This is a genomic window from Endozoicomonas arenosclerae, from assembly GCF_001562015.1.
GTDB classification, from domain to species: Bacteria; Pseudomonadota; Gammaproteobacteria; order Pseudomonadales; family Endozoicomonadaceae; genus Endozoicomonas_A; species Endozoicomonas_A arenosclerae.
The window spans coordinates 20,537-44,273 of sequence record NZ_LASA01000149.1 but is presented as its reverse complement, the minus strand read 5'-3'; the positions used below and the strand labels follow the sequence as shown (position 1 = coordinate 44,273).

Sequence of the window (23,737 nt, the reverse complement as noted above, 5' to 3'; positions counted from 1 at the left end):
TATAACCCCAACAGCCCGACACGAATAAGGCTGTTTGCATTTCCTTGCAAAAGCTACAGTCTCCCATAACTATAACAGGAGCCACGGAGCTGACCGCTGCATTGCAGCCAATCCATGAGAAGAAGAAAGTATGACTGCCATGAAACGTTTATTATCAGCACCGTTATTGACGCTTTCCATGACCTTAGCGGGTCTTTCCAGCTTCAGCCTGCATGCCTCTGCAGCACCAACCGGTGACACTATAGCAGTGCCCGTTGGCAGTCAGTCGGCTGAACTTCGCAGCACAGTTCTGTTGCCGGAAAGAGGTCAGAGCATGCAGTCCGTAAAGGACCGCCTGGGATCACCTGAAACCTCTGAAACGGTTGGCAAGCCTGCGATTACCAAATGGAAGTACCAGGACATGACAGTTTATTTTGAAGATAAAACCGTCCTGCGAGCTGTGGTACACCCCAATCTCAAAAAGACAGAGCCAACAGCGGTTGCAGCTGACTCTACTGCCAAGCAGCCATGAACCGGGCAAACGGTTTGCCCGATTAACTTTATTTACCTGCGCCGGGTTCTGGCTAAGCTCTCTAKCCTGAGCACACTCCAGTGGTTGTCGGCGTTCTCGATCACGGCCAGGGATGGAAACGTGGTCTGAAGTATCTCTATAGTATGCAGCCCTCCTCCCGCTTCAGTCTGTACAAACTCCCAGGTACCGTCCGCCAGGAAGAGCATTGCCCCACCCCCTTCCCAGGTAGCTGGTGTAGTCACCAATACAGGCGAAGCAAACCACCAGGTTATTAAAGGCAACATGCCGGTATGACCCCACATCTGGACATCCGCGAATTCAACAAACGCCATGGCAGCGAGCTCCTCAATAGAGCCCATCCCGTTTGCCAGGATACTGTTGAGCAGTGTCAGTAATTCTGGTGATTCATTGAGTGCATTCTGAGCCAGAAGGATAATCTGCTGAAAGAGCGCTTCTCCGGTGATTCCCAGCCCCATGGCAAGGGTCAGAGTCTGGTAAAAACAGTAGTTGTCTTTTGCCACCTGACACCGGCAGATTCCGGCAGGCAAAACAGAGTAATCTGCAGAAGTATCTGAGGGGCTGACTCGATTAAAAACATCATCCAACAAGGCAGCTTCTGTAAATAAAGACCTGTCAGCTGTCTGTGTTTCTATAGACTGGGCACCTGCACTTTCTCCATGACTGTTTGATGATGGCAGTAATTTAATGTGCTGAATAACATATTCCAGCAGCTTCCTGGCCGCTTCACGGTATTGATCGGGCAATGACTCCCATTGTTCCGAGCGAAGATCAAAATAATGTCCCTCCTCTTGCCTCATCATGTCCCTGCAGAGCGCACAGAGCCTGGACACTTCTTTTTCCTGAGAGGTCGTTAATGTTCCGAAACGGCTCCCCTGATGCTGCACCTGCATTCTCAACGCCTTCAAATCTTGAGCAAAGGTCTGAATATCACTCTCATGCACCGCCACACTCGCTTCCTTTGTAACTGCAATGCAGTCAGCTTTACCCTCAAAAGAGTCTGCTCATAATCACTTTTCGCAGCAAGCTCTCTTAATATTTGTTTCTCCCGTTCCTTTTGAGCCATATAGGCATGTTGTTGATCTCTAAATCGCTGTTTGGCTTCAGATGTTTTTGCTGCCTCTATTTTTTCTTTGAACTTCTGTTTGGATGGATAAGCCTGGTCCAGGCGATCCAAATGTCTCAGCAGCTCACTATGAAGCTTTTCTGCATCCCCTTTCACTTCCGCGCTCTCCAGAAGTTTGAGGGTTTCCATGATGTCATCCATCAGTTCCCTATTCGATTTAGGAACCTTGGGCGCAGACCAGTCAGGCACCTCTTTCTCTGAATCACGAATCCGGGCATCACGCTCCCGCCCTAACTCAATGATTCTGGTGCGTACCTGACTTTCGGCATCCGTTACCGGCCATTGATCTGAGTGCTGAACTCTCTTATACCTGCTGTAAGCAGCGGGATCATTCATCACTGATGGGGGAATATAAGTTCTTGCCCCCAGCGATTCCGTTCTGAGATCAGGAATAAATTTCTCCAATGTGGATTCGAAACCTTCAACTGAGCCATCGTTGTCCAACAATTGTGAGAAGATCTCACCGCTGCTTCGCCCTCCTTCCAATTGAGACTCCAGCCAACGCTGAAAAGCATGAAGGGAGTGCCCTCTTAAAATGATCAACTCCAGAATTCTCTGACTGAGAAGGCGTTGCTGTGAAACTGTCAATGATTTGATAGCCCCCATAATCAACTGTGCATTGGCACTTGAACGGCCACTGCCAGTCAGCATCATTAGTAATGACAGCACGTTAAAATGCTTTATCAGTTGTTCCAGAGAGAGCTCTTGCTCAACTTCAATATACGGAGCCCTGCTGTACGGTCTCTCCAATAAGAAACTTTCCAAAGCTACTTTAAACGCTTCACCGTCAGGCTTGTCAGAAGGGCTGAGAAGGCTCAAACGATAGGATTCAATAACAAAAAACAATTCAAACAGGATTTCCGCTGGCGTCATTCTTGAGAGCTTTTTTGAATCTCTTTCACCTTCAACAGCGACCAGCTGCTCTTGAGCAATCTTTTCAAGCAAACTCGAATGATTCGACAAGTGTCCGTGCTCACTGTCCACATTCACCAGGTAAACCACCAGATTAGCGAGCAAGGCTTCAACTTCAGGCGAAATCCTTTCCGGTAGCCAGCGATTGATGACCAACACCAACCCGGGAAACCGGCTTTTGAATTCTTCCACTTTCTTTCCCTGCTCGTTGAATCCGGCTTTTTGAAGCTTAGACTGAATGTTATCCAGATGACTGGCATAAGAAGCGCTGGCAAAAACCAGACAAAAGATGAGCGACAGATAGAGAGGACATAACAAGAAGCGAATCGGTTTCATGCATCTGGATCGTTGAGTAAAAGAGATGAAATAATAGTTCAGATTTACAAATGATCTGTCAGCTAACCTCTTCTGACTTTAAAGGGCATTCGTTCAGGTCATTATCCGGCTCCATCATCTCGACATAGCAAACTCCCGGTTTTATCAAAAAGACCAAAGAGGCTAATTCCCTCCAACATATTTCCCATGGCATCGGTTGAAGTGAGCCTGACAAAGCCTCTCCTGCCTGTAGCTGGCTCCACAGCCGAAGTGCGGGCAGGTGAACAGAACATGATGATCATGGAGATGTTGATAAAGTCCAACAATACTAGCTGCCTGATACTGACAGTTCTGATGAGGACAGATAAATAGCATTCCATGGCTGTATAGATGCATCATATGCATCGACATGTGTATGGAGTGATCCACGGAACTCAAAGTCACATGCTGACAAAGATCACAAATAAACTGCACCTGCTGAACCTGAACAGTACCAATAACAGGTTGCACAGCAAGCGCACCTGCAGGCAGAGGCTGATTGGCTGGAACGGTTTGGATCTGATGGGCAGGAACACTCAACAGCCAGACATAACTCAGTTGGCAGGCAACACTGACCTGATTCAAATCGGTAATCACAGAATGAGAATGATGGGTTAAAGCATGATCGGTGGGCAACATCTGATCGCTTGCCACGACTTGCTGGCAACAGGGATGAAACAGGGTAATACCCTGAGCATGTTCATTGAACAAGTGCGATTGCAGCTGATCAAATCCGATACCTGTCACCTCCGTCTTGCAGCCATTCACTCCACAATAACGTCTTGCCCTGTGTCGGCTGCAACAGTAAATACATCGGTTTTCATTCCATTGCCCTGCGCAATCTTTGCATACCCGCTTACCACAACAACTGGTTGTTAATCCGTCTTCACAGACTTCACCACAGATACTACACTCCAACTCCGTTTCATCGGACGGATCAGAAGGTCCTGATCCATCCTCATTGTTCCGGTCATCTGGAGGCTCATCCCCACCCATACAAGCTATTGCAGGATATCTGCCTGCCACAACATCAGCATAAGTTCGATCACCGCCTGATTGCCTGCCCTCTCCGGTTGAACCATTCTTCTTGCTACTGCTTCCCTGACCGCCTGCCGGACAACTTACAGCACAAACCAGAATCGAATGAGACTCATAGCCCTCATCAGACCTGTCTACAGACAAGTCATACTGATCTTCCAATCGATCATGGAAAAGAAATTCAGACCCCTTCTCATAAAGAGGAGAAATACTGGCAAGCATTGCAACCCACATTGTTTGCTGCAACCAGCCAGAATTCACCAGATCAACGGAAGCCCCCTGAACTTGAAGAGCTCTGCATAAAACCCAAAACATCAAAATGAGCTGAAGGGACGATCTGGACATGCTTTACCCAACTGAAATTCGTTTTCGAAAGGTCAGAATTCCTGTTTTCTTCAGCCCTTCTTTTGAACAGATAGAGTAGAACAAACTATTCACTTTTTTCTGGGCAGAGACGCCCTCAGCAAAAATAATCTCCGTTTTAATTTTTTACAGACACAAAAAAGGCGACTGTCCGGGAACAGTCGCCTTTGTATAAGAAGCTGAATTTAGATCAATCAGGCAGTAGCCAGTTGAGCATCCACTTCTTCTTCACGGTTCATCAAACGATTCAGTTTAGGAGCCGTGGCAAACATCACCAAAGCAACAGCCGCCGCAATCAGACCCATGGTCTCAAAGAAGTGGCTGTATACAGGCAGCGTGTCCAGAGCGGTTACAGCAGAGCCCGCATCCACAGCGGTGAATCCAGCTACGTAACCAGCTACAACAGAAGCAGCAGAGGTAGTCAGGAACCAGGCACCCATAATAAAGCCGTGCATACGCTCAGGCACCAGCTGTGCCACCATGGACAGACCCAGACCACTGATCAGCAGTTCACCCAGCGCCTGGGCCAGATAAGTGCCCACAATCCAGCTTGGGTCCACCAGACCTTCAGCGCTTGCGAACTTTGCGGCAACCGGGATCAGCAGGAAGCTGACAGCGGTCAGCGCCATACCAAAAGCAAACTTCACAGGCATGCTCATGGCTTTACCGGTCACACCACTGCGGTTATACATGTAAGCCAGAATCGGGCTGGCAATCATGATCCAGAAAGGGTTCAGAGACTGGAAAGAGACCGGATTGATATCAAAACCCAGCACCACGTGCTCAACATTGTTGATGGTGAAGAAGTTCAGGGATGTCGGCATCTGCATGTACATCACCCAGAAGATGATAGCTTCCAGCATCAGCACCAGGGCAACGATCATCTTGCCACGCTCAGCACCGGAAGAAGCCATGATTTCCTTCAGGAAGATCATAACCACCACACTACCGACAACACCCAGAAGAATGTTGGCAATAATCAGGTGATTGAGAACAAATGCACTGGCAAAGCAAGCAGCAACCACTGCAACAAAGATCAACGCCAGTTTTTGAAGGTTTACAGGCTTGAAGTCAGGCTCAGAACCGTAGTCAGCTACCCAGTGACGAATCATAAAGTAGTTTGCCAGAGCCACCAGCAAGCCAATGGCACTGACCAGGAAGCCCACACTCCAACCGAAATGGTCAGCAATATAAGGCACACCCAGCAGTGAAATGAAGGAGCCGATATTGACTGCCATGTAGTACATGGTAAAGGCACCATCCAGACGGCTGTCGCCTTCTTCATAGCATTTGGCCAGAAGACTGGAAGGATTCGCCTTGAACAGACCATTACCCACGGCAATGGTACCCAGTGCCAGATAGACCAACTGAATATTTTTACCGGCCAGAGCCATAATCAGATAGCCGGACATCAGAACCAGTGCACCAAAAACTATGGTTCGTTTGGTTCCCAGAATCTTGTCACCCAGGTAACCACCTATGGACACCATTCCGTAAACCAGTGCACTGAAGGCACCGAAAATGATAAACGACTGTGACTCAGCTACATCCAACTCACGGACCAGATAGATGGCCAGAAGAGCTTGCAGACCGTAGTAGCCAAAACGTTCCCATAACTCCAAAAAGAAGATCAGGTAAAACGGCCTGGGCTGTTTCAGTACGTTCAAAGATTGTGACATTAAGATGTATCCCCTTGCTCCGGCGTGCGACAGTCAATGACTGTATCCCTGGTATTTTTCGATCTTCCTGATCTGGGCGGGGGAGATTTCAATAAGTTTATGGAAACATTTCCTGTTATTTATAAACTTATTGAGAGCTCTCCCTTTCGTTTTCTGGTTGGTCAAAAAAAAGACCTTTTTTATTAAGTCCTATTGAGCGCCGTTCCAATACCTGTAATTTTCACACTTCGGCAAGGGGATACCGATACAAAACAGGATTAGACACTTATACGACAGTGATCGCTACTTTTGCATAATCTTCCAGCTTCGATGAATACCTTTGCGACGCTGAAAATCACGATCTATGGTTTGGTGAGTGATTTCTTCCACAACAAACTCTGATTCGACCCTTTCGTCCAGCTTGAATTTTCGAAAATTGTTGGAGAAATAGAGAATACCGTCTGCACTGAGTCTTTTTACGGCCAGCTCAATCAACCTGAAATGGTCCCTCTGTACGTCAAAAACGTCTCTAAGTTTCTTGGAATTGGAAAAGGTTGGAGGATCCATAAAGATCAGATCGTACTCATTGATGTCCTTCTCCAGCCATTTCAGGCAATCTTCCCGCTCCATGCGGTGACGACGCTCACTCAAACCGTTCAGGGCCAGGTTCTTTTTACCCCATTCCAGGTAGGTATTGGAAAGATCGACACTGGTGGAGGACAAAGCGCCACCCATGGCAGCATGAACGGTTGCCGTGGCGGTATAACAGAACAGATTAAGAAAACGCTTACCTTCAGCCTCTTTCTGAAGTCTCACTCGCATCAAGCGATGATCCAGGAAGAGTCCGGTATCCAGATAATCATGCAGATTCACCAATAAACGACAACCGCCCTCATTCACCTCCATCATCCTGCCCTGCTCTGCCTGCCTGACATACTGATTGGAACCGGACTGCCGCTCTCGCCGCTTCAGCACAATATTATCATCGGAAATATTCAGCACCTCAGGCGTCACTGCAAGGGCTTCCATCAACCTTTCCTGGGCTTTATCTTCGTTGATGGATTTAGGCGCTGCGTATTCCTGAACATGCACCCAGTCACGATATACATCAACTGCCACGGCATATTCGGGCATATCGGCATCGTAGATACGGTAGCAGTCAATATTGTTCTTTCTGGCCCACTTACCGATCTGCTTGAGATTTTTCTTCAAACGGTTTGCGAACATGTTCGCGCCTTCAGAAATATAGGTAACCGTCCGAACTTCTGACTGATTTCTTTCCTGCTTCTCTGAAACAGCCTCTCTCGCTTCGCGGCTGCGAATATCATAAAGAAAGAGTTTACAAGGCAGGGCACCATTAAACAGGGCATAGCTTTTCCTGGGGCCCATTCCCAGACTTTTCACCAGGCTGGGTGTGCCTGTGAAAATACCTGCTTCCCAGCCGGGACAATTCTGTTTCAGTTTTTCGCCCAGATGTTTATAGAGGTATACCAGACTGGCCTCATCACCCATACGTTCGCCATAGGGAGGGTTACACACCACCAGACCGGGTTCGATATCAGAATCCATTTCCAGATCTATAAGTTCCTGCTGGCGAATGGATACCCGTTTCGCCAGACCCACTCTTTCAAGGTTGCCTTTGGCACGACGGGCCACTGAACCCAAACCTTCAAAACCGATGATGTCTGAATTCATGGATTGCAGACCTTGCTGACGACGCTCTTTCGCCTCTTCAAGCACTTTTATCCAGGTCTTCGGTACATGGCCCATCCAACGATCAAAGCCAAACCGGGCACGCAACAGTCCAGGCGCGATGTCCGCAGCCATCATGGCGCCCTCAATCAAGAGCGTACCGGCACCACACATGGGATCCATTAATGGCTTGCCCTGCTTTGCCATCTCTGGCCAACCAGAACGAATCAAAATGGCAGCGGCCAGATTCTCTTTCAGTGGAGCTTCACCAGACTCCTGACGATAGCCGCGCTGATGGAGGCTCTGGCCGGACAGATCAATGGAAACAAACGCTGTCTTGCCACGAGCATGAACATTGATTCTCAAGTCAGGGTTGGCAGCATTTACCGAAGGACGCCAGCCGTGCTCATCTCTCAATTGATCAACGATGGCATCTTTCACCATCTGGGCACCAAAGCGAGTATGGTTGATATCCGGTGTTGAGCCGGTAAAGTCGACGCGAAAGCTGCTCTGATTGTCGAGGTGGTCATCCCATTCGAATGAGCGAACCCCCTGATAGAGATCATCCTTGGTCTGAGACTGAACCTCACCCAGTCTTAACAAAATCCGGCTGGCCAGTCGCGACCAGAGACAGCTACGATAAGCCACTTCCAGACTGCCAGAAAAACTCACCCCAGCTACGGTTTCCGTGGCTGATTGGGCGCCTAAATCAGTCAACTCTTTGGCCAGCAATGCTTCCAGCCCTTTCGGGCAACTGGCAAAGAGTTCAAGAGAACGCTCAGCAAGAGGCGTGTTCATAACCTATATTCCAAAATCATTTAAAAACTCAATCCTTATTAGGATTGATTTCTCGACAGTCTGATCAAACTTCGTTAGAACTTAGATCGTTAGACTTTTCCTGTACGTACGCTCTCTGGAAGTTTCCAGCTCCCTGGTTGCAGGTAACCCGGGGAGTTTGCCGGAGCTGTCACATCGGACCCAGGAAATTTCCGAGTGCTGTAACAGGGTGCCAGGGAGGCATTGATAAACGAACCAGCAAGAGGCAGTACCACATGATGAAAAGACAAAAAAGGGATATGACAGACAGAGCCTTTACCAAAGGATATCAGACAGGTGCGTCTGGACGTTCGAAGGATATCTGCCCTCATACGGAACCTCAACTTCGTCAGGCCTGGCTTACAGGCTGGCGAGAAGGTCGCGTAGACAATTGGGAGGGCTTGATTGGCATTTCCGGCCTGCAACGGGCCAATAAAGCCCCCTTCCTCTGAGTACCCTATTATTGGAGCCTATAAGCCCCGGAATTTCCGGGGCTTCTTTCATCTCACTATAATGTTCCTGAATCAGGATTCGCTCAAGCTTCTCAGAGGTTAGAGCTTTCAACCATGATCGCAGGAATAAACCGCTTCAGCCGCTTCACGAATCAACGACGGACCTTTGTAAATAAAGCCTGAATATAACTGAATCAGGCTGGCTCCAGCCCTGATCTTGTCTGCTGCAGTGCGCGCATCCATCACACCGCCCACACCAATAATAGGCAGTTTTCCGGAAAGCTCTGCAGAAAGCAGCTTAATCACTTCCGTAGAGCGGTCGCTTAATGGCGCACCACTCAGTCCACCCTGCTCATCTGCATTGGGCAGACCCTGAACCGCATCACGGGACAATGTGGTGTTGGTTGCAATCACACCGTCCAATTCGTAGGCCACCAGCTCTCGGGCAATATCCGCAATTTCAACTTCATCCATATCCGGTGCAATCTTGATGGCGACGGGCACTTTGCGGCCGTACTTATCGGTCAGCAAAGCCTGCTCTTTTTTCAGGGCATCCAGCAAGCTTTTCAAGGCATCGCCAAACTGAAGTTTGCGAAGACCCGGAGTGTTAGGTGATGAAAGGTTAACCGTGATGTATCCGGCGTGAGGATAAACCTTGCGCAGGCAGGTCAGGTAATCACTTTCTGCGTCTTCTACCGGGGTATCAAAGTTCTTGCCAATGTTGATACCTATGATGCCCTTGTAATTGCACTTACGGACATTCTCAACCAGGTGATCAACCCCTTTGTTGTTGAAACCCATTCGGTTGATCAGCGCCTGACGCTCTGGAATACGGAAGGAACGAGGCTTGGGATTGCCGGGCTGGGGACGCGGAGTCACAGTGCCCAGTTCAACGTGTCCAAAACCCAGACTGCCCATACCGTCTATGCAATCTGCATTCTTATCAAGACCTGCAGCCAGACCCACAGGATTTTCAAATGTCAGCCCCATAACTTCTCTGGGACGAGAAGGCACTGAAGGCACAAAAGCATTGGTCAGACCCAGCCGCTGGCCTGCGCCTATCATCTCTAATGCCACATCGTGTGCATTTTCAGCAGAGAGACAAAATAACAACTTTCGGCCCAGTTGATACATGAAAAGCCCCGGATAATTCAGATAAACCCGCGAAATTATACGCGGCTTCATCCTGAAAACCAGTGCTGTTCAAGGTTTTTATGACTCTCGATTCTAAAAGAATGTCCGCTCTACCTGACAAGGCTGTCAGTGATACTGACCAAAAAGGCAATCTACTGGTATGGCTGCTGTCTCAATCTACAAAGGACCCCCCTATCCGAAGTTGGCAGGAGGCCAATAATGTTAGAAGTACTGATGGGAAGTCTTCCCGCAGGCACCAGTTGTACAGGCAATCCTCACGTCAGCCTGAAGCCCATGCAAACCCCTTTAGGGTATGCACGAACCTACTTGTCAGGTCAAAAGGCCGGGAGTGACTCCGCGCTCTTATCAAAACCGATCTCTGAACATGGCGTTACCCAGTCTGTACCTACTGTGATTATTGGCAAAACAACTACGACTGCTGATTCGGACAAGAAAGAAACCTCTCGAGATACAGTGGTTTCCAGCCCAGTCCCCTCAGAAGACTCAATAAAATTCCATTCGGCGACTTCCACAATAACATCCAGGCCAGACTCTGAGACTATTCCCGACGATGAAGACGATGACTTCTACGATGCCGAGGAGAACCACCAATGGATAGAAGAATACCATGCCAGACTGGCAGACGCAGCCACTCAACATCCGACCACCCAAAAGGATCACTGGCACTTCTCAGCTCACGACCGGGAAACCTTGGTCAATGAGTATCCTGATCTGCTGCAAAAATTCAGGCAGGACGGCATGGACGCTGAGGTCATCTCCATGATGCACCCCTACGGCATTCTTGAACTGATTCTGGAGGAGTGCCCGGAGAGTGGTTTTGCCTTGTTAAAACAAAGGTTATTGGCTCTGGCCAATGACGTGGAAAAAAACTGGTGGGGGATCACTTCCAGCAAACCGGAAGCCAGAAAAAAGCTGGAGGCTTTATTCCAGCAACTTGAAGCTCAAGATTACGATGCTCTGCTGGAAGGGTTACTTGAATTCGAAACCCAGCATGGCAAGGCACCTTTTTACCATGTGCTTCACGAGTGCTTTGTACAGAACATTATTACGGACCCATTCAAACCTGAAAGTGCCGGAGCTTACCCACCTGCTGAGGCCCTGACACAAAGTCTTCAGCTGAAGAAAATGAATTCCCAGAAAGCACTGGAAGGCCTTTATTTTCCGCCACCCGGAGACTGGAATAATCGCGCCCAGTTGACCGAGACTCTGACCTGGAGAACTCCGCAAATCGTTCACGACCTGCTTCTGGATCGCTGCAGCGCAGATATCAATGAAGCTCGAAAGAAGATGCGCTCCGGGCAGTGGCAAAGTCGTCAGCAACTGCAGTTATTATCGAACCGTCTCAAGTTTATTACGGTGATGCCCTGTACACCCGAGAACCTGACAGATTTCATTCAGAACCCTTCACATGGAGAGGTTCGTGACTTTCTGGAAATTGAATGCCGAAAGCTTTACTTCAAACAGCGCTATCAACACTTGATGTCGACAGAGTTATCGGAGCTCTCGATCGAGGAACTCAATGATATTGAGCAGCAAGTAGGTTATATGCTGGCCATGGAAGGGCATGAAGAAGTACCTGCTGATTTCTCAGCAGCCATGGTGAAACAGTTAAAGCACTTCAGCCATGCTATTGGACTGGTTCGTTTTATGAAACTGGAACAGGAAGAACCTCTTTCAGAACGGACCTTTATGCTGAAGCCTCCTGCAACCCGGCACCTTATGGAGAGATTAAATTCCGGAAAGGAAGATACAGAAATGAAGCTGTATCACGCCATCGATCAATACAGTGATCATCTGAAGGCTTATCACAAAAACCCCAGTTACTCTTCCATAGTCGCTTACCAGCAGAAACACCATGATCTCAGGCTGGCTCAGGAAGAACAGGTGATGGCAGAAACCAGAACACTGATCGAGCACCCTGAGATGCCTCCCGTGATGACGCCCGGTACTTACCAGGAAAACCTGCGACTGCTGAAAGTGATGGATCAGACGCTTCAGGAAACAGCTCCTGTAAGACCGGTCAACTCCGGTAAAGAGGCTGTCATGGCGGTCGGGTATCAGGTTATCTGGCCGGGCAGAAAACCCCTTAATGACAAACTCGCCGAACTGCAGCACCTGAAAGATCTGAAAGCAGTAGGCTACTCGTTCAAGGAAGAACTTCTGAAAACCTGCGAGGCCATTCCCGGCGCCTCTGCAGGCATTGTTAACAGGGTTTCCAACATAGTACAGCCAGCCGCAAACCAGATTCAGGACTGGTACAGCGGTAAAAGCAGTGCCTGGAGTATCCTGACTGGTGTTCAGGGCAGTTACGCCGAGCTGGAAAGGCAGGCCTCAGAGACGCTGTCGGGAGTGCTCGAGATTGCACAAAGAAACCCGCGTATGTTCCGACGTCTGGTCGGCGACTCTGCCCAGACCGTTGAACAGTTAAAAATACTGGTGGGAGCGAGAAACGCAGGACTGGTCTCACAGCTTCAGGCCAGACTGTCAGCTGAGTCAGCAGCTTCATACTTTGCAGGGGATGAAGCGATCATTGAAGAGTTCGATTACGCTAACAATCCCGAACAGGCTGCATTGTTAAAACAGTTTCAGTTCCTGCTGCATGTTTCAGACCTGGCGCTGAAAGGTTCTGTCGCTCTGAACTTCTTTGTTGATCTGTCCAGCAATACCGCAGGCTCGAGACTGGGGAACGTCATCGGACTCACTGCAGGAACCCTGATTGCCGGACCCGCTGGGGGTGCCGTTGGCTGGACTGTTGGCGGGTTTGTAGGAGCCATTGCCACCGCAACCGCTAATGCGACCGGAGCCATTGCCATTCGTGAAGGCGTCAACCAACTGGATGGTCGTGCAGTGCGAGCCCTCAACATGTTAATCAACTATGGACCGGCTTTTGCCTATGCATCCAGCCCCATGGATGAACTGGCATTGATTGCCAGAGGTGTAGCCAAGAAAGAAGGTCTGGCGAGAAGTGTCTTTAATGTCTGCTTCAACCCCATCCGATTCCGCTACAACCGACTGACAGAAGCCATTCGAGCCTATAACAACAAGGAAGCCGGAGCTTTTGGCCGGCTTGCTGCTGAAGGTGCAAAATGCCTGATCATTCTCGGTGGTTCCGCAGCGGCTGGAGCACTGGTAGCTGGCAGCACCTTCTACGGAGGCTTACTGGCTGTTGCACTGTGGCCCATTGCGGCCTCAAGCTTCGGCTTCATTGCCACAACACTCACGGCAGGCAATGTCATCAGTCGTCTCATCAACTATCTGGATCATACAGAAACTCTGGTTCATTCAGCCAAAGACTTCTATCACTATTACCAGATGCTGCTGCCCGAAGGTACCGATGAGAGAGCCCGTATCGAGGCTCACTGCATGGAATCTTCAAGGCGAATGATGGCTAAAATGACTGCCCAGAGCCCTTTCAAACAGTATCTGCGCGAAACAATCACTGCAGAAGTGGCCAACACCTACTGGGATCAGTGGAGTCAATGGCGTGAGACAGAAGAAGACAGGCAACTGGTTGATTCTGTTAATGCCGGTGTGGAAAAGGAAGTCAGTGAGTTTGCTGAAGTCAGGAAAGAGCTGGCAGAAGAAATTCTGAAACATCAGAAAGCCCTGATGATCTTCCAGAGCTATAAAGGCCGGGTCGATACCCTGACCAGAAATCGCAGGGCTTTTAACACGTTCAAGAGAAAGCTCAAGGAAGTGGGGATTAATCCTCCTGAGATCAGCCGTGGCATCGGCTATTACATTCAGGACCAGTTACTGGAGATTCCTCTGGCCATTACCCGTCATTGTGGAACACCCAACCCGGGAGCCACTCAATCAGCCATTGAGAAGACGCTTGAAGATACTCTGAGACAAACGATCAGGGGTCACTATCTTTTGAAAATGGCTGCTCTGGGCAGACCGATCAAGAGAGTTTTGGAAGATGACGATACCGTTTCACTGCGACCTCTCAGCCGTAATGACTTACTGACCATTAAAAACAGTGTCATGAGCAAGCTGCATAATCATCTGGAGAACGATATTTCATCGGCGGCTCTCGAGAGACTCCACCTGGCCGTCCATACTGCTGCTAAAAGTGTGGAAGAAGACTTCGGAAAGCGCAGAAGGCTGAGTCTTGATCAAGTCAGCACTGCATTAGCCAATCGACTGGAAGAACAGGGCAGAACGATGGAAGAGGTTGAGAGACTTCGGGTGAACCGTTTTCAGCAGCAACTGAAAGAAAACCCTGACTTTCAAAATATGACGGAAGAAGAGCAGGCTCTAATCATCGATCAAGCGGTTATGCCCCTCCCCGGACCCGAGGAAGAGGAATAAACGCCTTAAGGATTTGTCTCAAAATAACTTCCTGATTTACGTACGGATTCCGTTCACCCTGAGCTTGTCGAAGGGTCGTGGTATTGGGCTTCGACAGGCTCAGCCCGAACGGGTTTGAGAAGGGTTTAAAAGGAAATTTTTTCAGGACTACTCCTAAGTCAGAACCTCAGCTGTGGACCAAGGAACACTTCGCCTCGCTGAATAACAAAATCAGCCGTTCTTTGCTGTCTGGTTTCCAGCTCTGTTCGATTGACACTCAGACCAAACGGGTTGGTATCATTGGCTGTTTTATGGGTAAAGTTCTGCAGGTGCAGGACATTTTCTCTGGCGCCGGTCAAACCACTGTAACGCATGAAATGGGGACTGGCTGCAGCGTCACCTGCAACAGTCACAGTCAATTCATGACCATTTTCTTCCCGGGTAACCACATTCTGCTCAACCCGATGTTGCTGAACGGAAAAGGCGGCTGCAAATTTCTGATTGATTTTATCCGGGGTAGCGCCCAGTGATGTTGGGTCATCAATCCCATAATAATGAGCCACCGCCTGGAACCAGGCTTTATGCACCGCCTTCAGAGCCTCTTTGGCTTTTTTCTCAGCCTGCTTATTCGCCTCTTCCGAATTGATAATTTCTGATGAAAAAGCCAGATCAGCCACTACCTTTTGCTTTATCTTCCCTTCAAGTTTTTTACAGTACTGATCAAAGGGTTCTGGCAGCTCCATACCAATATAAACAAGATTCTTGTTCTCAAAACAGCGGGTTTGCATACCTTGATCCAGAGTCAGGTGCTCCAGTTCTACCAGATCTTCAGGGACGACGGCATTCTTTATTGAGTCAGCAGGCTCTGGTAAATCCACCAGTTCGCTGGCTAGTCTATTCCGAAAGTGCTGGTGGAAGTCTTTGTTAAACACCACCATTTCTCTGAAGTCCTGAAAAGTGTCCAGTCCCTCATTAGGTAGCTCCTCTCCTTTCTTTCCTTCCCAACTGCAGACACCATAGGGCTTGGAGTTCGTGACCACCTTATCGGTCATGAACTTGTCCCTCATTTTTGTGTTCTTGCCCCCGGCACAGATCAGCATATCAACCGGACGGTGTTTAACCTCCTCTTCCGGTTTGTAATCCTTTGCCCTGTCCTTTCTAGCTGCATCATAAGCCGGATTATAACGAGCACTGACCGTGTGCCCATCGGGTCCTGACTCAACATTTTCCAGCTCATAAGCGGCCAGACGTTCAAGTGAGTCAGAACTGCCTGAGTCGTGATCATAATTTCGAGCCATCAACTCAGTCAGCCGGTAATGAAGCCCTTCTTCCAGCCTGTGAGTGACTATCTCGCCAAAACCATCTGGACGAACGACGCCCTTGCCCTCCCCCTCTCCAAAGAGGGCGTAATATTGCTCGCCAAGGTAAAACTTCAACATATCCATCCACTTGGGGTCTAACCTGACCACCTGAACCCTGTCGTATTTTGTACTTCGCTTCTCAAAAATTGAAACATCGGCCCCGGCTTCAAACTGAGAAAACGCCAGAGTCAGTCCTGTAGGACCAGCCCCTTCTATAGCTACCCGAGGGTGACTTCTGACATCCTTATGCTGATTGATCAACCAGTCGAGCTGTGCCAGGTCTACTTCTTCACCTCTCAACGTGCCTACTTCCTGAATCTGCAGCAATTTGAAGAGGTATCCCTCCTCTCCTTGCCAATGATCCTGCTGTGACAATAACTTCAGATCCCAACGTCTGCCCGCTGTCAGCTGGATATCCAGTAAGACACGTCTTGACTCTGCTATGAGCTGCCCTTCCTCTTTAGTCAGCTCTCCACCCGTAGCCAAACGTTGTCTAATACCTTCTATATTCAGTTGAGTCACTTCATTACTGAGTCGATCCAGTTCAACTCTGACCTGAGCTTTATCCTGGTTTAACTGACTTTTGAGCTGTTCAATCCTGGCAAGACTAAAACGTGATTTAAGCCCAGGATGACGGGACATTGTTTGTAAAAAACGGTAACTCTTTTCCAGTACCAGCTCTCTGGGATGACCGTGAATTGAAAGCTCTGTTCGGGTGGCATTTTCAAACGTTTTGTCGACAACTCTGGCAAGAGCAATGTCACGGTTTGGATCAGGGAAGTCACTCCAGTTTGCCAATACCTGGCGATACTCTTCCTGGGAAAGACGCTCTGGAAAGGAGTGAACAATTTCCTGGATCACTTCATTGACCAGATCCTGATAGCCATCCGGTTGACGGGTGTCGTTAAAATGACGTTGCAGTTTGAGAAGATCCTGATGAATCTTGCTGGTATCCGGTATTCGTTCAGGAGCCAGAAGCAAAGTGGTGTAGAAGCCTTTCACAGCCTCACGAGCATTAAAAAGGGATACGGATGGAATGCTGCTTGTCAGTCTTGGAAATGCCTTGATTCCATGCTCTGCCTCTTTGAGCATGGTTCCCATGGATTCAGGTCGGTGAACAGCATTCAGACTTTTATCTCTGATTCCTCGTCTTTCCGAACGGCTGAACCCTGGTATAACCCCGGTAGCAACATCTTCTACCAGACGTCTTCTATTCTGTTTATCCAGACCCCTGTCGCCCAGTGCAAGCAGTACCTGATCATGTAGCAGTGTCTTGGCTTCACGTTCTCGTGCTCTGTAGTCTCTGGCACTCTTGGTAGGGGAAAAAAAAGCCACCAGTCGTTTGAGCAGATTTCCCCGGGGTTTAACGCGAACGACCTTGCGACCCCTGAAAGAAACGGATGAATCATTGTCAGCGAAGCCAGAACGTCCACTTACTATTAGTTGGCTCGCCTTCCCGGTTTTGTGCATAGTCTCAAGCGTTTCAACATTCTGCATCAAACCTGAGAATTGTGAGTCCACCCCTCCAGGTCCACCGGTGCTTCCCATACTCATTGCCACAGGCCTCCCTGCCTGAATCGCTTATGACAAGTGATGATGAAAAATACTGCTCATCAACCAGGCATATTAATAGTTGGTCATAGAGTGCATACTGGCCTGGGCCAGATCCATTAACTCCCGGTTAGCCACAGTAAACATAGCCATTTCATGGACACTGGCATTTCGAATCTCCGACAACATACCCTGCCAGCGAGCAACCAGGGCATGATGCTGCATCATCCACTCATCCAGCTTGAGGCTGAGATCGTCCTCATTGCCCTCGGTATTCAGCAAGGCTACGGTCAGGGCTCTCTGCTGCCAGGTTAACTCATCCCGGATACTGTCACGGGCCAGAGACTGCCAGTGATTGACTACTTCTATATTGCCCAGCTGCATGCTGTACCAGTTCAACTCCAAACGCTCACCCACAGCAAAGTATGTTCGGGCTACTTTCTCGATGGGCTGCCCTGTCTGATCAGCAGCCTGAATAATGGGCAGTGCACTTAAGAGATGCCTGAGACCGCAAACGACTTTAGCCAGGTTTTCAGGCACCTGATTACTCACCATTTGAGCCACTTTGCTGTCCAGCTCTTCTCTTTCCGACTCACTCAGATACTCGGTGAATGATTCGGTAAAGCTGCTGATCAGAGGACCAAAATGTTCGATGCACTCTGAAGCTACCAGATCCTGACGTTTCAGGCGGATAAACCAGCGACTGGCCCGACGGGTCAACTTGATCAGAGACACCATCATCTTCTGCTGCATACTGCTTGAAAGTTGGTAATCCAGGTCTTCGATGATGTGCCAGTAATCATTGATATCAAAAACATCGCGACTGACCATAAAGGCCCGGGCAATTTCCGGCGCACTGGCTCCTGTCGTCTGCCTAACTCGCAGCACGTAGGTAATCCCCATCATGTCGATCATGTGATTGGCAATCTGGGTAGCTACTATTTCCCTTCTCAGACGGTGCTGATCAATCTGTTCCGAGAATTTGTCCACCAGCGTATCGGGGAACGAAGTGTGCAGCTCATTGGTCATATAATCTTCATCTATAACATCAGAGCTGATTAATGCTTCCTTGAGATCCGCCTTACTGTAGGAAATTAATAACGAGAGCTCTGGGCGGGTCAAMCCCTGACCCGCCCCAACACGATCCGCCAGGGCTTCATTATCAGGCAGGAATTCAATGGAACGGTCCAGCTTGCCTTCACCTTCGAGATACTCCATGAAGCGCTTGTATTCATCCATCCGGTAGCGCGCTTCAGACTCTGCCAGAGAAAGGGCCTGGGTCTGACGATAGTTATTGGAAAGCACCAGCCGTGATACATCATCCGTCATACTTTCCAACAAAGCATTCCGCTGCTTAACGGTCATGTCACCACTGGCGACAATATCATTGAGCAGAATCTTGATATTCACTTCGTGGTCAGAACAATCAACCCCACCGGAATTATCGATAAAGTCAGTGTTCAGGGCTCCTCCCTGCAAAGAGTACTCAACCCTTCCAAGTTGGCTCAGACCCAGGTTGCCCCCTTCACCCACTACTCTCGCACGAAGTTCACAGCCATTGATTCTCAAGGGATCATTGGCTTTGTCACCGACATCGGCATGGCTTTCATTAATGGCTTTTACATAAGTGCCAATGCCACCGTTCCAGATTAAATCAACAGGTGCTCTTAATAATGAACGAATCAATTCATTAGGCGTCATGCGGCTGGCTTTGATGTCAAAGCGCTCTTTCATCTCGGCAGAAACAGAAACGGATTTGGCATGACGAGAGAAGATGCCGCCACCCTCAGAGATCAGAGAGGCATCATAATCCTGCCAGCTGGAACGCGGCAGGTTAAATAACCTTTGTCGCTCACTGTAACTGCGCTGTACGTCCGGATTAGGGTCAACAAAAATATGCTGGTGGTTAAAGGCCGCCACCATTTCCAGAGTTTCCGATGACAACATGCCATTACCAAACACATCACCGGACATGTCACCGACACCAATGACAGAAATAGGATCTTCCTGAACATTCACGCCCCGTTCCCGGAAATGCCGTTGAACGGAAACCCAGGCGCCTTTGGCGGTAATGCCCATTTTCTTGTGGTCATAACCAACACTGCCGCCCGATGCAAATGCGTCGCCAAGCCAGAAGCCATATTCATTGGCTATTTCGTTGGCTACATCCGAGAAGGTTGCGGTTCCTTTATCTGCGGCCACAACCAGATAAGTATCATCGTCGTCATAAAAAACCACAGATTCCGGATGAACGACATTAGACTCAGAAAGGTTGTCGGTAACATCCAGCAAGGCTCGGATAAAAGTCTGATAACAGGCCACACCCTCTTCCATGATCGCTTCACGACTGCCATTAACTGGAAGCTGCTTGGGTACAAAGCCGCCCTTGGCACCTACAGGAACAATCAGGGCATTCTTAACCTGCTGGGCTTTAACCAGCCCAAGAACTTCAGTACGAAAATCCTCCACCCGATCCGACCAGCGCAAACCTCCACGGGCCACCTTGCCACCCCGCAAGTGCACGCCTTCCACTCTGGGCGAATAAACAAAAATTTCATACAGCGGAACCGGTTTTGGAATGTCCGGAATCTCTCTGGGTGACAGCTTGAAGGAGATATACGACTTTGGATCACCCGCTGAATCCAATTGATAAAAATTGGTTCTTAAAGTGGCGGTAATCACACTCTGGTAGCGGCGAATAATCCTGTCTTCACTGAGCACCGTAACCTGATCCAGTGCATCCAGTATGGATTGCTGAATCTGTTGCTGGCGACCCAGCCTTTGGGTTTTCGAAAGAGACAACGCAGGATTAAAACGAACTTCAAACAGCTCCACCAGCAGACGGGTAATCTCAATATTGTTGCAGAGCGTTTCAGCAATATAACTCTGACTGAAACCCATTCGAATCTGTTTAATGTATCTCGAATAGGCCCTGAGCATGGCCACCTGACGCCAGTTCATACCACAGGCCAGCACCAGTAAATTGAAGCGGTCATTCTCCGCTTCACCGAACCAGACTTTCTCGAAAGCCCCTTTAAAGGTCTTATCGACTTTTTGAATGTTGACTGACTTCTTGGGGTCATAACTCAGTAGAAAGTCGTGAATCCAGATGACCTGCCCATCGTTCTTGCGAATCAGATAGGGGTACTCTGCCAGCACCCTGAGCCCCAGATTTTCAATAATAGGAATCTGATCCGCCAGTGGCAGAGGTTCAACATAATGATAAAGCTTGAAGTGAATGCGCCCGGGCTCATCATCCAGGGAGCGATAAAAGCCCATGGACAGAGACTTTTCATTGTTGATCCGCTCAAAATGCTCAACGTCAACCACAGCGGATTCCGGAGAAAAAGCTTCACGGTAGCCAGCTGAAAAGCCTGAGGCATACATGGCAATCAGCTTGTTGCCCTTGGCTTCACCATAAGACTCCAGCAGGGCTGAGCGAACTTCATCGATCCATGAGCTGGCCGCAAGGGTCAGTTCGTCATTGATGGCTTCAATATCGTATTCGACACGGCCACGGAGTTTAAATATAAAATGCACTCTGGCCAGCACCGATTCAGAAAAGTGCGTGGTAAACTCCGAATCAACGGCATGAAGACGCTCGCAAAGCAACTCTTCCATCTTTTGACGGAGATTCGTGCTGTAAACATCCCTGGGGACAAACACCAGCGCAGAACAGAAAGTGCCGTAAGGATCCTGACGTATATAAAGTCGGATCTTCTTACGCTCCTGAATTCGCAGGATTGACATGGCCGTTTCAAAGAGTTGATCTCTAGGGGTCTGAAACAGTTCATCACGGGGGAACACTTCCAGTATCTGCTCCAGCTCCTTGCCATGGTGGCTTTTCGGGTCCAGCTCAGAGCGTTCAATCACTTCCTGGGTTTTATGATTGATATAGGGAATGGCAAAAGGACTCTGGCGATACACCGGAGAGGTATACAGCCCGACTATACGAGCCTCACCTACCACCGAGCCGTCTTCGGCAAACTGCCTGACGGTTATGAAGTCAGGATACGCCGGACGATGCACACTGGAGCGAACCGCTGCTTTTGAAAACGAGAGCCAGTCTTTCTGCTCAAAAAAGTCCTTTTCAATAAAAGGTTCCAGCTCCAGCTGGCCTATTTCACCTTTATGAGTGGTTCTCAATAAACCCAGCAGGGAATCGGAAGGACGAATAATCTGTCGTTTGCCTTCACTCTCCACCACTTTCAGTTCTTCATAACCCAGGAAAGTGAAGTTGTTGTTCAGCAGCCAGTTGAGGAATTCCTTCACCTGCTCGGCCTGTCCGCCAATCATGGAACTGGCAAGATGCTCAACCCGGCTGTACATGGGTCGGTAATCTTCCACCACCCTGACCACGTCTGCCATGACCGCAGCCACCTGCTCGGCAATAACATCGAGCTCTTCTTCTTTATCCTGGCGATCAATCTCAACATAGATGACCGCCTCACGATGCATGGAGGCTTCTGTATCGACGTCAAAAACCAGATTAAAAGCACTGTCCCGACGATTATGAATCACCGTATTGCGCAAATTATGAATGGTCAGACCACGCTCATTGAGCTTCATGCGCAACGAATCCACCAGAAAAGGCATGTCCCGGTGGACCAGACGAAGAATGGTATGGGTTGAGTGCCAGCCATGATGAGGGTAGTCAGGATTCAGTACTTCGATGCCCGGGCTGTCAGGGTCATGGTACTGGATAAACTTCCAGAAAGAGAGGGTTGAACCCAGCAGATCTCGACGCTTGCACTTATTGAGCTCCCGACGGGTATCCATGGAATAGTATTGATAGACAAACTCACGGAGGGCTTCTAACTGTTGTTCAGGGACTTGAGGACTGAGCTCCTCAACAATCTTGTCCAAATACTCCTTCCGCTCCAATGTCTCGTGATGACCCATGCTGGCATCTCCGGATAAGAAAATGTATTGCCAGGGGCCGTTGACGTCATGCAATGTTAATGCGCCAGTGAATGACTACGTCAACAGCTTCTGTATACTGCTTGATCCTGATCAAGAAACAAGCTGGTAGGGACGGCATCCATAGACAGGACTCCTGCCTGAAAAGAAACTTTTCAGGCTCCCAGCCTCTCTAAAGAAAAATGCACCAGACCTGTTACCAACTTATCGACCTTTGCCCTTTGAGAAAAGGACTACCGGACTCACTGTCCGTAAATCGAAAAGAAGCTGTCAGATAACTGACAGCTTCCCTTGAACTACTAGACCTTGGCGGCCACTAAACCTATATTACAAGGTCTCTACTTGAACTATAGGTAAAGGCCAGACGCTTTGCCCAACTGGACACTCGCAGTGGACAAAAAACGGTCACTGCTCGATAAAAATCGAGCAACAGGTAGAACAGGACGAACCGAGTCAGCGCAACTTTATTGTGCCTGTCGGATACAACAACGAATTTAATCAAAGGCTGCTGTCCCGCAACAGAAGCCAGGAGCCATCCGGGATTCAAGATTCTATGTCTAACAATTCAGTACTGAATGAACTCAGACAATACCTCTGTAGCTGCATTATCGGACAGGAGCATCTGGTTGACCGGTTGTTGATTACCCTGCTCGCCGACGGGCACCTGCTGGTTGAGGGTGCTCCCGGACTGGCCAAAACCCGTGCCGTCAAAGCTCTGGCTGACGGGCTGGAAGCCGGTTTCCACCGAATCCAGTTCACTCCGGACTTGCTACCCGCTGACGTCACAGGTACTGATATCTATACCCCTGAAGACGGCAGCTTCCGCTTCCAGCCTGGCCCTATTTTCCAGAATCTGGTACTGGCGGACGAGATTAACCGCTCCCCGGCAAAAGTTCAGTCTGCATTACTGGAAGCCATGGCAGAACGTCAGGTCAGTGTCGGTCGCAAAACTTATCCCCTGCCCAAAGTCTTTATGGTGATGGCCACCCAGAACCCGATTGAGCAGGAAGGCACCTACCCGCTTCCGGAAGCCCAGCTTGATCGCTTCCTAATGCACGTTCGTGTCAGTTACCCGGATGTTGAAGCCGAACGCAAGATTCTCCGACTGGCCCGAGGGGAAGCCATGAAGCAATCTCCGGTCAAGCCAACTACACCTCTTACGCAGGCCAACGTTCTGGCAGCACGACAGGAAGCCCTGGCCGTTCATATGGAGCCAGTTGTTGAGGAATACATTGTTCAGCTGATCAATGCGACCCGTCACCCTGCTCTCTACAATGACCGCCTGGGTGAATACCTCGATTACGGCGCCAGCCCCCGAGGCACCATTGCCCTGGATCGCTGTGCTCGTGCTCGTGCCTGGCTGAATGGCAAAGACTTTGTGAGCCCTGATGTTGTTCAAGCCGTTGCTCACGATGTCCTCCGGCACCGGTTGCTGTTGACCTTTGAAGCCGAGGCCGAAGGCAAGGATGCTGATCACATTATTGATCAGCTGCTGAACCTGGTTCCCGTTGCCTGAA

Annotated in this window: 12 protein-coding genes; 4 read left to right on the top strand and 8 right to left on the bottom strand. The window is 49.3% G+C overall.

What is annotated here, in order from left to right; genetic code table 11:
• The first annotated feature begins 130 nt into the window (after positions 1-130).
• Positions 131-511 carry a hypothetical protein gene (locus tag WG89_RS22805; RefSeq protein ID WP_062270013.1) on the top strand — a complete coding sequence of 127 codons (381 nt, stop codon included), beginning with the start codon at positions 131-133 and terminating at the stop codon, positions 509-511.
• Positions 512-543: 32 nt separating this feature from the next.
• Here WG89_RS22805 and WG89_RS22800 read toward each other — a convergent pair whose 3' ends face one another.
• The 5 genes from WG89_RS22800 to rlmKL form a co-directional block, all read right to left on the bottom strand.
• Positions 544-1,479 (bottom strand): hypothetical protein, encoded by a 936-nt coding sequence (locus tag WG89_RS22800; protein ID WP_153301768.1) that lies wholly within the window; start codon positions 1,477-1,479, stop codon positions 544-546.
• The gene (locus tag WG89_RS22795; RefSeq protein WP_062270011.1) at positions 1,434-2,903 is read right to left on the bottom strand and encodes a hypothetical protein; all 1,470 of its coding nucleotides are present in this window, start codon (positions 2,901-2,903) and stop codon (positions 1,434-1,436) included. Before WG89_RS22795 ends, WG89_RS22800 begins: the two co-directional genes overlap by 46 nt.
• Before the next feature lie 162 nt (positions 2,904-3,065).
• A complete protein-coding gene (locus WG89_RS22790; RefSeq protein ID WP_062270010.1) occupies positions 3,066-4,304 on the bottom strand; it encodes an RING finger protein in 1,239 nt (412 codons plus the stop codon).
• A 212-nt stretch (positions 4,305-4,516) separates the two neighbouring features.
• On the bottom strand, positions 4,517-6,001 hold the full coding sequence (locus WG89_RS22785; RefSeq protein WP_062270009.1) for an oligopeptide:H+ symporter: 1,485 nt from the start codon (positions 5,999-6,001) through the stop codon (positions 4,517-4,519).
• Between the two features lie 282 nt (positions 6,002-6,283).
• Positions 6,284-8,470, bottom strand: coding sequence for a bifunctional 23S rRNA (guanine(2069)-N(7))-methyltransferase RlmK/23S rRNA (guanine(2445)-N(2))-methyltransferase RlmL (gene rlmKL, locus WG89_RS22780; RefSeq protein WP_062270008.1), 2,187 nt, complete (start codon positions 8,468-8,470; stop codon positions 6,284-6,286).
• Between the two features lie 254 nt (positions 8,471-8,724).
• On the opposite strand from rlmKL, the gene rmf reads away from it, so the two are divergent.
• A complete protein-coding gene (gene rmf, locus WG89_RS22775; RefSeq protein ID WP_434000746.1) occupies positions 8,725-8,940 on the top strand; it encodes a ribosome modulation factor in 216 nt (71 codons plus the stop codon).
• A 108-nt stretch (positions 8,941-9,048) separates the two neighbouring features.
• Here the strand turns inward: rmf and WG89_RS22770 are convergent, their stop codons facing one another.
• Positions 9,049-10,125: a quinone-dependent dihydroorotate dehydrogenase gene (locus WG89_RS22770; protein ID WP_245662963.1), complete on the bottom strand. Its 1,077-nt coding sequence runs from the start codon at positions 10,123-10,125 to the stop codon at positions 9,049-9,051.
• Positions 10,126-10,293: 168 nt separating this feature from the next.
• On the opposite strand from WG89_RS22770, the gene WG89_RS22765 reads away from it, so the two are divergent.
• Entirely contained in the window at positions 10,294-14,409 is a 4,116-nt protein-coding gene (locus WG89_RS22765) for a hypothetical protein (RefSeq protein ID WP_062270006.1), read from the top strand.
• Positions 14,410-14,567: 158 nt separating this feature from the next.
• Here WG89_RS22765 and WG89_RS22760 read toward each other — a convergent pair whose 3' ends face one another.
• Positions 14,568-17,303, bottom strand: a complete 2,736-nt coding sequence (locus tag WG89_RS22760; RefSeq protein WP_062270005.1) for a Rossmann-fold NAD(P)-binding domain-containing protein — start codon at positions 17,301-17,303, stop codon at positions 14,568-14,570.
• A 72-nt stretch (positions 17,304-17,375) separates the two neighbouring features.
• Entirely contained in the window at positions 17,376-22,256 is a 4,881-nt protein-coding gene (locus tag WG89_RS22755) for an NAD-glutamate dehydrogenase (protein WP_245662962.1), read from the bottom strand.
• Between the two features lie 517 nt (positions 22,257-22,773).
• Between WG89_RS22755 and WG89_RS22750 the strand changes: the two genes are divergently transcribed.
• The gene (locus tag WG89_RS22750) at positions 22,774-23,736 is read left to right on the top strand and encodes an AAA family ATPase (protein WP_062270004.1); all 963 of its coding nucleotides are present in this window, start codon (positions 22,774-22,776) and stop codon (positions 23,734-23,736) included.
• Position 23,737: the final 1 nt, after the last annotated feature.